Raw genomic sequence first — 13,272 nt, forward strand, 5'->3', positions numbered from 1 at the left:
ATATTGCGGTTAAATGACCGACTTACTTTTGTGCCATCATTCAAATAGAAACGCAGGAATAAACCACTCAACCCAAAATCGTTTCTTAATCAATTCCAATATGAGGCACAAATTACTTTTTACTGCACTGTTATTCTTATCTAGTTTTACTTTTTCGCTTGCCCAACAATTTGGTACTATTCGTGGTACCATCAAAGACGCCGTTACCAAAGAGGATCTTGTAGGAGCAACCGTAATCATTGAAGGACAAAACAAAGGGGCTGCGGCTGATATCAATGGATTCTTTTCCTTGAATAGAGTTCCAGTTGGTACATACACGTTGAAGGTTTCGTTTGTTGGTTTTAATGTTAAGGTGATTGAGAAGGTTCAAGTTTTAGCTGAGAAGGTAACAGAAGTAAATGTTTTACTTCAAGAAGAAGGCTCAACCTTAAGCGAGGTAAAGGTTGTTGGACAGAAACTTACAAACACCGAAATTTCAGTAATTTCAGAAATTAAGGCAGCACAACAAATCGTAAGTGGTATTTCTTCTGCTCAAATCGGAAAAACACTTGACCGTAACGCTGCTGAGGTAGTGAAACGTGTACCTGGTGTAACGATTTTTGGAGACAGATTTATCAATATTAGAGGTCTAAACGAGCGTTACAACAGTGTAATGTTGAATAACACGTTTACGCCATCTATGGAGACTGACGTTAGATCATTTTCATTTGATATCATTCCTTCTAACCAAATTGACCGTATTTTGGTATTCAAAAGCCCTGCTGCTGAACTTCCTGGCGAATTTGCAGGGGGTGTTGTGAAAATTTTTACAAAATCAATTCCTGAACAAAATAGTATTACCATTGATTTTGGAGGAGGTTACAGAGATGGTACAACTGGAAAAAACTTCTTTTCTCCACAACATGGTTCAAGTTACTGGACAGGTTTCAACGATGGTTACAGCGATTTACCAAAATTCTTCCCAGCTAACCGTCAAGAGTTGATTAGTGCAAACCCAACTCGTTTGCAACAAATTGGTCAATCTCTTAAAAACAACTGGACTCCTGTTCAATCTACAGCCTTACCTGATCTGAGATTTACTTTGACAGGTGCATTCAAAATTGAAAAAGAAAAATACAGAATTGGTAATATTACGGCGATCAACTACTCAAATACAAGAACGCTTTATAATATGGCTCGCAACGATTACGGATATAGCCGTATTCAGAGTACTGGAGAGCCAGACCCGATTTTTAACTTTCAAGATACGCAATACAGCAATGCTATTCGTTTGGGCGTAATGCACAACTGGGCAGTGAAATTTGGTGAAAACCATACGATTGAATTCAAGAACTTGTTTAACCAAATGAGTAATTCTCAGTTTGTAGATCGTCTTGGTTTCGACAACGGTACAGATTGGAATATCCGTTCATTTGATCAAATCTACCGTGGTATTTATACTGGACAATTGGTTGGTAAGCACCAATTCAATAATAAGAATACACAAGTTGACTGGGTTGTTGGTTATAATCAATCTTTCCGTGATCAGCCTGATTACAAGCGTTTTAGATATAATGTGTCGAACGGACAAAGAAATTTGTTAGTACCACAAGGAGCGGCTCAAACCTTCAACTTAGGTCGTACCAATATTATCATGGACGAAAATGCTATCACTGGAGGAGTGAATTTGGTACAAAAAGTTATCTTGCAAAAAGGTGCTAAAGCAGAAGAGAACAAAGAGCTAGAGTTGAAGGCAGGTGTTTATGCCGAAAGTAAAGAACGTACCTTTAAAGCTCGTAACTTAGCTTACGTACAAGCTAACAGTTCGTTATTCAACATTGGTAATTTACCTATCGAGGAAATTTTCGCCCCACAAAATATCAACAGTACCAATGGTGTAAAAATAGACGAACAAACCAACCCTAATGACTCTTACACCGCTAACAACCATTTGTACGCTGCGTATATCTCAGGAAACTATTCTTTAACGAAGAAATTCAACGTAATTGCAGGTTTGAGAGTAGAAAACAACGCGCAGAAATTGAATTCATTTGACTTAGTAGGCGCACCATTGAATTATAATAATACCCAGACATCATTGCTTCCATCTGTAAACATGACGTATAACTTTTCTGAAAAAGCTTTGTTGCGTCTAGCATACGGAAAAACCATCAACCGTCCTGAGTTTAGAGAAGTTGCACCGTTTTCATTCTATGATTTCGTAAACAATCGTAATATTTCAGGTAATCCTCAGTTGAAGAATGCTAATATTCACAATGTGGATTTCAGATATGAGTACTATCCTACACCAGCAGAAGTATTGAGTATTGCCGCATTTTACAAATACTTCGAAACTCCAATCGAGGTTGTATTTGCTAGTGGTTCAAACCCTAACTTGAGTTTTGATAACGCCAAGAGTGCATACAGTGCAGGTATTGAATTAGAGGCAAGAAAATCATTGGAAAATGTGTCAAAATCTCCATTTATTCAAAAACTTAACTTAGTGTTTAACGCTGCGTTTATTCATAGCCGTGTGTCGTTGAATCCTTCTACAGCGTCTACTCAATCTGATAATCGTCCTTTGCAAGGTCAATCACCTTACATCATCAATGCAGGTTTGAATTACAACGATACCAAGAAGAATTTACAAGTAAACTTGTTATTCAACGTAATCGGAAAACGTATCTATGCAGTAGGTAACAACTACGGATTTGCCTATCCAGACTGGTACGAAATGCCAAGAAATGTTGTTGACTTAACTTTCTCAAAAGGTATTGGTAAAAACTTGATCATCAAAGGTGGTATTACCGACATCCTAAACCAGACAAATTACATCTTACAAGATGGAAATCAGGATAATAAGTTTGATAAAAACGAAGACCAGATTATTCAATCTTACAAACCAGGCAGTGTTTACTCACTGGGTGTAGTTTATACAATTAAATAGTAATCGGCTGTAAACTATCGGTATTCAGGAGGAGATATGAGTTTTTTACCTGAGTACCGATAGCAAAAGTTCGAATTTTTTTTCTGGCATTCTTACCTTCTTTCCCTAGATATTGGTGGTATGCCCTTTTGAAACACTGGCGGCATTACTTGTTTGCCATTATAAATCATTCAATTTTAAACAATTAATTTTACCAAAAATGAGACTCTTCAAAATGAATGCAGTTAAGGTATTTGCCTTAATGCTCTCAATGGCTGTTTTGACAAACGCTTGTAAAAAAGACGAAGAAATTGGACCAGCTCCAACTTTAACTGTGGCTTCTAACTTGGCTGGTACTCCTGGTACTACAGTTCAATTGAAAGCTTCTATCAACGCTCCAGAAGGTATCAAAACTATCACTGTATTGAAAAACGGTGCTGCGTTTGATGTAGTAACAAAAAATGGAGAGAAAACTTTCGAGTACGCAAAAGATTACCAAATCGACAACCTTTCTGCAAACTCAGTAGTAAACTTTACAGTTTTGGTAACTGATATGAAAAACCAAAACTCAACTTTGACAACTTTACCAGTTACTGTTACTGCTGTTCCACCAAAAACTATTGTTGAGGTAAAAGGTACATTAGAAGGTAATATCACTTGGGATGCTACAAAAATCTACAAATTGGTTGGTTTTGTTAGAGTAGGTGAAGAAACTACTTTCGGAAGTATCACTAAAACGGCTACATTGACTATCCCTGCTGGTACAGTAGTTATTGGTGACCGTGCTACTAAGGGTGCTTTGTTGGTTCAACGTGGCTCTAAATTAATCGCAAACGGAACTGCTACAAACCCTATCGTATTTACTTCAGAAAGAAGCGTAGGTGAACGTGAAGCTGGTGACTGGGGTGGTATTATCATTTGTGGTAAAGCTCCAAACAACTTGCCAGATAACGGTAACGACAGACAATTAGAAGGTGGTTACGGTGGTTTCCACGGTGGTTCAGATGCAGCAGATAACTCTGGTTCATTGAAATATGTTCGTATCGAATACGCTGGTGTTCCAATCAACCCGAACCAAGAGGTTAACTCTTTGACAATGGGTTCTGTAGGTAACGGAACTACAATCGACTACGTTCAGGCATCATTTGGTTTGGATGACTCTTTCGAGTGGTTTGGTGGTACAGTAAACTGTAAACACTTAGTAGCTTACAAAGGCTTGGATGATGACTTTGATAACGATAACGGTTTCTCAGGTTATGTTCAATACGGTATCGGTATTCGTGGTACTACTCAAGCTGACCAATCAGGTTCTAACGGTTTCGAAGTTGACAACGATGCTAACGGTTCAAATAACACGCCTTATACTTCAGCGATTTTTGCTAACATGTCAATCATCGGTGCTAAAGGAAATGCTGAGACTTCAATCTCTACTTTGTTCCAAAATGGTGCTCAATTGCGTCGTAACAACAAATTGAAAATCTATAACTCATTCTTCACAGGTTATCCTTTCGGTATCTATATCGATAGCCAAAGAGGTGATGCAAAAGGTAACGCCGCAAAAGGTGACATCGTATTGCAAAACATCGTATTGGCTGGTGTTGCTAACTGGGGTACTAACAACTGGGGAACTGGTGCTGCTACAAACCCTAAAGGTTTCCCAGTATCTGATACAGAACAAACTACTGCTGCTCCTGCAATTTTGATTGGTACTCAGACTCCAACTGACTGGTTCAAGGCTCAATCAGGTAACAAAATCTTGACTGATTTCTCTAAAACTGGTATCAGCACAACATTGTGGTCTACTGGTCGTCCTACATTTACTTTGACAACTGGTACAGCTGAAACATTAATCGGTTTCAATTTGCCTTCAACTCTTCCTTCATTCTTTGACAAAACTGACTACGTTGGTGCATTCAAAGATACAGATTGGACAGCAGGTTGGACTGAATTTACTCCACAATCAGTTGTTTATATCAAATAATTTGGAATTAAGAAAGATTCAAATTTCTGAAAAATAATAAAGTACATCCCGAGTCAAACACTTTGACTCGGGATGATTTAAACAAAAACCAATATGAAACATTTATTTGCCTTCACATTTATCCTTCTATTCTTCACACAATGCGGTTCCAAGAAAGAGCCTTTACAGTATTTCTCTGAAAGTGAAAGAGATTCTTTACTGACAGATATGATTACCTATGTTTATGTTCCTGCGCCATATTCCAATAATCAAACCAAGTTTGATGCTAAATACAGACCTTTCTACATCAAAAGTTTACCTAGTTTTTATCTACAAAATTACTTCGAGGCCGATAATGGATATGCTTACTTTTTTATGATTAGACCAGTAGGGTCGAGTCCAGTGTACCGAAGAGGTGTATTAGGGAAAATGAAATTAGACCCAGAAACACATAAGATTACTGAGTTTGAAGAAATTGTAAATACCCCACACATGAAAGAGGAGGAGGTAAAAGAAAAAGGGCAATTTCTTTTTAATAAATTAATTGAAAGAGGAAATATAGAGGAGTATTTGGGCATGAATCAATACATTCAATGGCCAGATAGTACTTTAAAATATGACAAACCTACCCATACGTGGGTGAGTGTTGGAAACTTTACTATTAAATAAATTATGTAAGGGCAATTCCCTCACCTCTGGTGGGGGAAAGTCCAAATGGATTTTCATATTGGTGCAAATAAGCAAAGGTCATGGTAATCATCATGACCTTTCTGGTTTTGTGGAAGGTATAAAAAATAAGAATTTTGCTTTGAGATATAATTTAAAATAATCAATTTAAGCATTGTTATGCTAACCGAGTAAATAGGCATAACCTCAAACCTCTTTTGATTGTATTATAGCTTTTCACCAAAATGTTAATTGCTTTATGGAAACCTTAACTACTATCCTGATTGGCGTGGCCAGTTTCTTTGCACTTTGGCTAGGTCTTGCTTTGTTGATGAAAACCGAATACACCGTTTCTCGCTCGGTAATCATACAAAAACCCCTTGAATCGGTTTTTTCGTATCTGAAATTGCTCAAAAATCAAGACCACTTTTCTGTTTGGGCCAAAATGGACCCCAATATGACCAAAACCTACAAAGGCTCCGATGGTCAAGTGGGTTTTGTATCGGCATGGGATAGTCCTATGAAGAATGTAGGGAGTGGAGAACAAGAGATTTTGGAAATAGAAGAAAATGTAAAAATTGTTTCAGAATTACGGTTTTTGAAACCCTTCAAAGGAGAGGCTACCGCCCAGATGATCGTCAAAAATAGTGGAGAATCTCAAACCAAAGTCTACTGGCAATTTCATGGCAAAATGAAATACCCGTTCAATTTGCTCTTAGTTTTTTTAAGAATGGATAAAAAAATTGGTGGAGATTTGGCAACGGGGCTACATAATTTGAAAGAGATTTTTGAGAAATGATATTGCATTTTGCCCTCGTTGGAGTTATCTCCAACGAGTTTTGAGTTAGCAACAAACCATATGAACATCAAGAGTTTGGTGTCTTAACTGATTATTTTGAAGATAGTTAAGTTGGGCGATTTGCTGACGCGAGTCTTGTTGGTGAAAAACACCAACAAGGGCGGAAAGGTAATAGATTACTAGTTCAAGACTTAGACTTGGACTAGGCAAAACAGTACTCAAAAAAAATACCCCCAAGCACATTACGTGAATGGGGGCTTTTTATTTAGGGTTGGTAATTAGGTTTAGATGTAAATAATATTGAGCCTTTCAACTAGTAGTTATTATGCATTCCAAACTAACAGATATACTGTTAACGAATAACAATCAACAACTACTGAATTTTGAATGGAAGAAACCAATTATCCTTGTTCATCAATCGAGATCTAACAGCTTCTGCATTTGGATTATTCGATTTGCGAAGTTTATCGTAAACCTTATTTGCTAGAAATGAAGGGTCATTTCTTCTGAGAGCCACACGAACCAAATCTCCCCAACGGTGTCCTTCAAATGCTAATTCCAAAGCGCCTTCTTGAATGATAGAGTTTTCAATAGCCAAAGTACTGTCACCTTCTACGGTATTACTTTTGACCATCGCACGTCCACGAATCCCTGTTGCCAAGTGCCATGATGAGCGATAGCGAGTAGGAGCGTCGCCATTACGAGCATCAAAATCATACGGAGGTGAATCGAATGTATTCATCAAGTTGGTTTTGTCCGAGATGGCAGTATTGTTGTACGTGCTCGCAACGCCTGCGTTCACCAAGGCATAAGCCAACTTACGACGACCATCACGGTTGGCAGCTTCAGCAAATTTTAAGTGTACATTGGCAGCACGGTTCAAAAACCAACGTCCGTTTTTCTCTTGCAAACTTTTTCCAACTAATGAGTAAATAGAGCCAGAAGAGTTTGGGTTCATAAAATTGTACAAATATTTGAACACGACTGGATTGCCATTGATGTTTTTGTAAGACATTACGCCACGTGCATCGTAAGCAAAATTGTTGGTTTGTGTTTGTCCATTCCAATAATCAATTGCCGCTTTTGAGGGTTGTAATAAATATTTTCCTCCAACATTTGAGAACAATTCTACAAAAGGATTTTCTGGTAAAAACTTACTGTCGAACGGCAACAACCATAACCACTCAGGATCACGAGAAATACTCGAAGTGTTTGAGGTACTGTTGTAGTTGGTATTCGAACGGTCACGTGCAAAAATTGAGCGCCAGCCAGTTGTATTGTTATCCAATAAGTTATTGATATCGTTGATATCAGAGTTGTAACTTACGGCGATAGGACCCATTCCTGAAGAAATTTGACCTCTTGTAATTTTGTACAAATGATACCAAACATTTATATCTGTTGCTTCAAAACCCAAACGGTCAGAGGTTGTCATGATATACTTGTACATCGATGCCGCCTTGGTATATTGCTGATCCCAAAGGTATAAATCTCCCAACAACAAGTGTTTTTCAATGAAGAAAGTTGTCGGAGAATATCCATCCACGTTGGCCGAAACCAGCGTGTTATCCAAGGTGTACGGGTCGAGGTAGCTAGAAGGAATAGCTTCTAATTCTTTAATTAACTGTTTAACAATTTCTGCCAATGGCAAACGAGATTTCGTTGCCAAAGCTTTAACATCATCTACTGTTTCTACACTTTCAGTCACGTATGGGACGCTACCATAGTGGATACCCAACTGAAGATAAATCCAACTACGAAGAGCCAATACATCCGCCGAACGTTGGTAATATTCTGCGCGTTTGATTTTGTTTTGATCTAGCATGATTTTGAAGTTTTTCAAAATATCATTACAGTTCAAAATTACCTCATAATAGGCTCTAGGGTTGGCATATTCGTTGGTTTCAGAAACGGCATGAGCATTGATTTCTCGTAAAGACAAGTCAGCATTGGTTGTTACATCCAACAAATCTCCACGCAATTCATTGAGAATTACATATTGTTTTGCTAGAGTAGAGAATTTACCATAAAGACCAATAATGGCAGCATCTGCATCATAAATGTCACGATACATCTGTTTGGTACTTAATGCTTCCTCTGGTGCCAAATCGAACATTTTCTGACAACCTGACATACCCAAAAGCACACCAGTAGCTAGTCCAATGTTCAGCGTTATTTTTCTTATCGTTGATTTCATTTTTTGTCAAATTAAAATTTTCCCGAAAGATATTAAGGCTACAAACCGAGTTTCACGCCCAAATTGAAAGATTTTTGAATCGGTTCAAGCGTATTGTCAACTCCCTGACCAATCACAGAATTGGTAGCACTAAACTCAGGGTCATAACCCAAGTATTTGGTGAATGTCAGTACATTGTTGGCATTAGCATACACCGTTAAGTATTTTATAATACCCTTGTCAACATTGAAATTGTACGATAAGCCCACCGAGCGAAGACGGATATAAGAACCATCTTCAATCCACCTACTTGAGAAACGGCTATTTTGCAATGGGTCGCCATAGGTAGCTCTTGGGATATTTGTCACCTGACCATTGCCTCTCCAACGACCTTCCACAGCACGTGATTGGTTGTTGTAAGAGTCTCCCGACTCGATGTTGCGACGAGTGTAGTTGTACACATCATTACCAGAAACAAAACTTACCAAAGCATCCAAAGTCCAGTTTTTGTACACAACTCTGTTGGTGATACCACCATAAATTGTAGGATTTGGATTACCTAAAATGGTACGGTCTTTATCATCGATAATTTTATCACCGTTTAGGTCAGCGAATCTTGCATCACCGCCTTGGAAAGCACGAAGTGTTCCATCTGGTAAACGAGTTTGTAAACCTTCAGCAGCTGCTTCAGCATCAGTTGCATATACTCCTTTGTAGATGATTCCGAAGAAAGAGTTGGGAGCATCGCCTACACGAGTAACAATATTTCCAGCTCCGATATTAGTAACGATGTCAGCGTTGCCGTTAGGTAATTGGTCGATTGTAGACTTGGCGTGTGCAAGGTTTACGCCCAAATCCCATTTTACTGAAGATTTGTTTAAAACCTTGAAATTGATGCTCGCCTCAAAACCTTTGGTCGTCATAGCGCCGCTATTCGTTAAGGCATATCCCAAACCAGCCGTTGTAGGAAGCACTTCAGCTACAATCATATCTGAGGTTTTGTTTTGGAAAACATCCACACTCAAACTGATTCTTTCTTTCAACACAGCTAGATCTAAGCCTAAGTTAGATTTCGCCACAGTTTCCCATTTCAAACTTGGATTCGCAATATTTCCGCGAACCAATCCTTGTAAACCCAAAAGGTTTTGACCTACGTAAAACTGTTTTGAAGAATAGTTACCAATGTCATCATTTCCAACTCGACCAATCGAACCACGAAGTTTTAATAAATCAAATGGACCATTAGCTAAAAATGGCTCAGCTGAAAGCAACCATGCTGCTGAAAGCGATGGCATAATAGCGATTGGAGTTCCTCCCACTTTGAAGGTTGAAGCTTCTTTTCCAAATCTTGAAGAAGCATCCATTCCTACGTTCAAGCCCAAGAAATATTTGTCAGAATAGGAGTAGTTTACCGAGCCATAGGTATTCAGCCAGTTATACGTTCCAATTCCTCCTTCAATATTGTTGTACAATACCAATCCATTTCCAACACTAATCAATTGGTCAGTAGCAGAGTTATATGCCAATAACTTATCTTGTTCTACTCGTGAACTGATAAATCTTACCCCTAAACGAGCCGATAATTCATGAACATTTTTGAAAGTTTTATCATAACTCACAAAAGTTTCATTTGAAATATTGAAAAGGCGTTTGGTTTGTGAGCTCAGCTGGTTGAGAGCCAAAGTGTTTTTCAAAGTGTCAGCTACTAAACCATAATTAGGAATGAATCTGTTTTCTTTGATTTTGTCAAAAGTAACAGCAATATTAGTTCCTATTTTTAAGTTGTCATTCACAGCATATTTGAAATCTAATACTCCAAAAAAGCGATATGCTTTATTGCCTCCCAAAGTGTTTTTAGCCGCTACAATCGGGTTGCCAACATTGAAAACATCATGATCTGCATAATCAGGAGAAAAAATCCCTTGAGATGATACACGATAGTCCGTCAAAAATGGAGCCTTTACCAATGCTAGATAAATTGGGTTAGTTTTAGAAGCAAATCCAAAATCCTTAGTTTCGGCTTCGTTGTAGGCAAAACTCAAATTGGCAGCAGCAGTTAGTTTACGGCTCAGGTTCATGTCAGCATTGAAACGAGTGCTGTATTTCTCTAGAGTCGAACCAATTACGCCATTTTTATTACTCAAATAGTTGACAGAAAGGGCATATTTGGCAATGTTATCACCGCCTGTTACCTTCAAAAACATATTGGTTAACGGGCTACTTGCATATACTTTCTTTTGCCAATCGGTATTATTATGATAGGTGTAATATTCAGAGTTTGAAATATTATCATTCATATATGGCAATGCCGAAATCTGATTGCTATTCAATCCCTGACTTGACAACAAATCGGAAAGATAGCTTTTGTAGCCATTTACGCCCATTACTGGCAAGCCTTTTGGAGCCATATTGACGCCTCCGTAAAGTGCAAAGTCGATTTTAGTTCCTAATTCTTTAGCTCTAGAGGTCGTAATCATGATTACACCATTCGCACCTTTCGTACCGTATAATGCCGCTGCTGAAGCATCTTTCAAAACCGAAATATTGCTAATATCTCTGATGTCGATATAGCTCAAAGGGTTGTCGAAATAATTGCTATTTAAGGAGTTTCCGTAAATACCAGAATCATAAATAACGTTGTCAACCACAATCAAAGGACGATTGCTTGCTTGAAGAGAGTTGTAACCACGAATCGTGAAAAACGAACCAATATTAGTTGACCCTGAGAAGCGTGTGCTATTCAAGCCTGCGATTCTACCTTGCATATAGGTATCCGCAGATTCGGTAAGCTGAGACCATGCTTCTGCCGCAGCAGAGGAAGCGACTGCTCCCAAAGAACGTTGCTCAGAAATAGTACCCGTTGGGAGGGTGATATTACTCTCTGTTCCCAATACATCTTGCAGGTACACGTTAAACTTGGATCTTTTTGCCACAGGTATCTCGACAGAGGCAAAACCTGGGCATTCCACGTTGACCGCTACAGACGAACTTGGAACTGTCAACGTAAACTTACCATCCTCTCCAGTGATTGTAGAGGTCATGTTTTTGTAAAAAACTCGAGCCCCAAGTACAGGTTTTCCTGTAGCAGTGCTAAGAACTACCCCGTTAATTTGGGTTTTGTATTGCACATGTACTTTTACCACCTCCGTGGGCTTTTTTTCCTGTGCAACAGCATCGAAATGTGCAAGCATAGTCCCATAAACCGTCAGTGTCATGAGGGTCACTTTGGGAATTGCTGCGAATGGATTTTTGATATATTTCATGGATAAATGTCGTTATCGTCAAATGAGTTAGTTCCTTTTAAAATGAAGGAACTAATTTGATATAGTCCAGACTCATGGCATTGGTACCGTTGGCAACCAAGTACATATTAAGCTTTCCGAAAGAGTTTACCGTATATTCACCTAGCAACTGTTCAGTGTAAGTTTTTACAGGAAGTGCTGCAGCCGGATAGGCAAAAGTGGTTGCACTCAAAGACGCCATCGCTAATTTTTGGTTAATGGCAAAACCTGCAGTTTCGGCTACTGCGGTATTGGAGTTATACAAGTCATTGATCACCACCCAATACACTTTGTATTTGATAGATGGTACATCGTTGAGCTGATAGCGTAACCAAAAACCTGAGTTACCATGACCGATAACTGATACAGAGTTTGAGATAAGGTTAGTCACAGGATTCAAACGGTTACGAACTGCAATGACGGCCGAACCTATTGAAACAGGCATACGCTCTACAAAGTTTTCTCCTTCGACGACTAGGGTAGGGAACTTCTCCGTTGGAATAACTGTGATTTTGTCCAACACATACACGACACCATTACTCACTTTTACCGTTTGACTAATCGATGATTTATCGATGGTAACATTTACGCCAAATTTTGATTTTAATACAGATGGAATTTGGTCGATTGAATAGTTTCCTTCAAATACTAAATCTTTGATTGTCGCAAAAGCTGATTGACGGTAGGTACTATCTGTAGTACTTGTTTTGAAGTATGGTTTCAACTTCTCTACCTCAGCCAAAAATGATGCATCCTTCAACTGAAAGTAGGTGTACTTTTTAGATTCCAAATTGAGGTCATATACATTTTGGGTAAAGGCATTTACCGTTTCTAATCCTGTACCAGCGCGATAAATGGGTTGACCTGTAGTTGAGCTAATACTATCAATAGTGGCTTTATTCGCATTGAAAACCTGAAAAGTCAAGTTGGCAATTGCTGTATTTTGTAGTGAGCCCGTTTGATTTGTGTTGATGTATTTCCACAAAGAAGGCAATACCGCAATAGATTGAGAAAGCGTATGTAAAACGCCATTACTCGCGAAAGTATTTGCAGAAGCAATCGTGGCTGTTCCCAAAGTTGTTTTGTTCAATGTGTAATACTTGCCATTTACCATTTGTAAAGATTCAGAAGCAGCATCACTTACTGGAACATTGTGGCTCATGAGGGCAATATGATTCCCTACAAAAGCTTTCAATTGTGAAGTATCATTTAAAATAGTTGTGCTCAATCCATTCAAAGCATCATTGCTTGGTGCAAAAACGGTATAATTGTTCGAAGAACTCAACACTTTATCATAGCCCGTTTTGATGAGTAAATCCTTAAACGTGCTCAGAGTACTTTGTGCGCTAATTTGCTCAAAGAGATTTTTCCCTAATGAGTCGCTTGGAGAAACTAGACGGTCATCCCAATTTTTGCAGGCGACCATCCCCAAGCTCCAAACCATGAGAAAAAGGATATATATATTTTTTAAACGCATTTTTTTAC

Annotated in this window: 7 protein-coding genes; 4 read left to right on the forward strand and 3 right to left on the reverse strand. The window is 38.5% G+C overall.

Translation table 11 applies throughout. From position 1 onward, the window contains the following. Positions 1-100: 100 nt before the first annotated feature. The 4 genes from QM524_RS03415 (at position 101) to QM524_RS03430 (ending at position 6,330) form a co-directional block, all read left to right on the forward strand. Positions 101-2,926 (forward strand): TonB-dependent receptor, encoded by a 2,826-nt coding sequence (locus tag QM524_RS03415; RefSeq protein ID WP_283343494.1) that lies wholly within the window; start codon positions 101-103, stop codon positions 2,924-2,926. Positions 2,927-3,125: 199 nt separating this feature from the next. Further along, entirely contained in the window at positions 3,126-4,886 is a 1,761-nt protein-coding gene (locus tag QM524_RS03420; RefSeq protein WP_283343495.1) for an Ig-like domain repeat protein, read from the forward strand. Between the two features lie 93 nt (positions 4,887-4,979). Continuing rightward, positions 4,980-5,534 carry a hypothetical protein gene (locus QM524_RS03425; RefSeq protein ID WP_283343496.1) on the forward strand — a complete coding sequence of 185 codons (555 nt, stop codon included), beginning with the start codon at positions 4,980-4,982 and terminating at the stop codon, positions 5,532-5,534. Positions 5,535-5,790: 256 nt separating this feature from the next. Continuing rightward, positions 5,791-6,330 carry an SRPBCC family protein gene (locus tag QM524_RS03430; protein ID WP_283343497.1) on the forward strand — a complete coding sequence of 180 codons (540 nt, stop codon included), beginning with the start codon at positions 5,791-5,793 and terminating at the stop codon, positions 6,328-6,330. 373 nt (positions 6,331-6,703) lie between these two features. Here QM524_RS03430 and QM524_RS03435 read toward each other — a convergent pair whose 3' ends face one another. From QM524_RS03435 to QM524_RS03445, 3 genes are read right to left on the reverse strand one after another with little or no spacing between them, the layout of a single operon-like run. Further along, entirely contained in the window at positions 6,704-8,527 is a 1,824-nt protein-coding gene (locus QM524_RS03435) for a RagB/SusD family nutrient uptake outer membrane protein (protein WP_283343498.1), read from the reverse strand. Between the two features lie 38 nt (positions 8,528-8,565). After that, entirely contained in the window at positions 8,566-11,769 is a 3,204-nt protein-coding gene (locus QM524_RS03440; protein WP_283343499.1) for a SusC/RagA family TonB-linked outer membrane protein, read from the reverse strand. Between the two features lie 37 nt (positions 11,770-11,806). Continuing rightward, positions 11,807-13,264, reverse strand: a complete 1,458-nt coding sequence (locus QM524_RS03445; protein WP_283343500.1) for a fasciclin domain-containing protein — start codon at positions 13,262-13,264, stop codon at positions 11,807-11,809. Positions 13,265-13,272: the final 8 nt, after the last annotated feature.

The organism is Flectobacillus roseus (genome assembly GCF_030056595.1).
Classification (GTDB): Bacteria; Bacteroidota; Bacteroidia; order Cytophagales; family Spirosomataceae; genus Flectobacillus; species Flectobacillus roseus.

Coding starts and splice junctions, on each gene's coding strand:
- QM524_RS03415 (WP_283343494.1), top strand. CDS start 101: ATGAGGCACAAATTACTTTTTACTGCACTGTTATTCTTATCTAGTTTT.
- QM524_RS03420 (WP_283343495.1), top strand. CDS start 3,126: ATGAGACTCTTCAAAATGAATGCAGTTAAGGTATTTGCCTTAATGCTC.
- QM524_RS03435 (WP_283343498.1), bottom strand. CDS start 8,527: ATGAAATCAACGATAAGAAAAATAACGCTGAACATTGGACTAGCTACT.
- QM524_RS03445 (WP_283343500.1), bottom strand. CDS start 13,264: ATGCGTTTAAAAAATATATATATCCTTTTTCTCATGGTTTGGAGCTTG.
- QM524_RS03425 (WP_283343496.1), top strand. CDS start 4,980: ATGAAACATTTATTTGCCTTCACATTTATCCTTCTATTCTTCACACAA.
- QM524_RS03440 (WP_283343499.1), bottom strand. CDS start 11,769: ATGAAATATATCAAAAATCCATTCGCAGCAATTCCCAAAGTGACCCTC.
- QM524_RS03430 (WP_283343497.1), top strand. CDS start 5,791: ATGGAAACCTTAACTACTATCCTGATTGGCGTGGCCAGTTTCTTTGCA.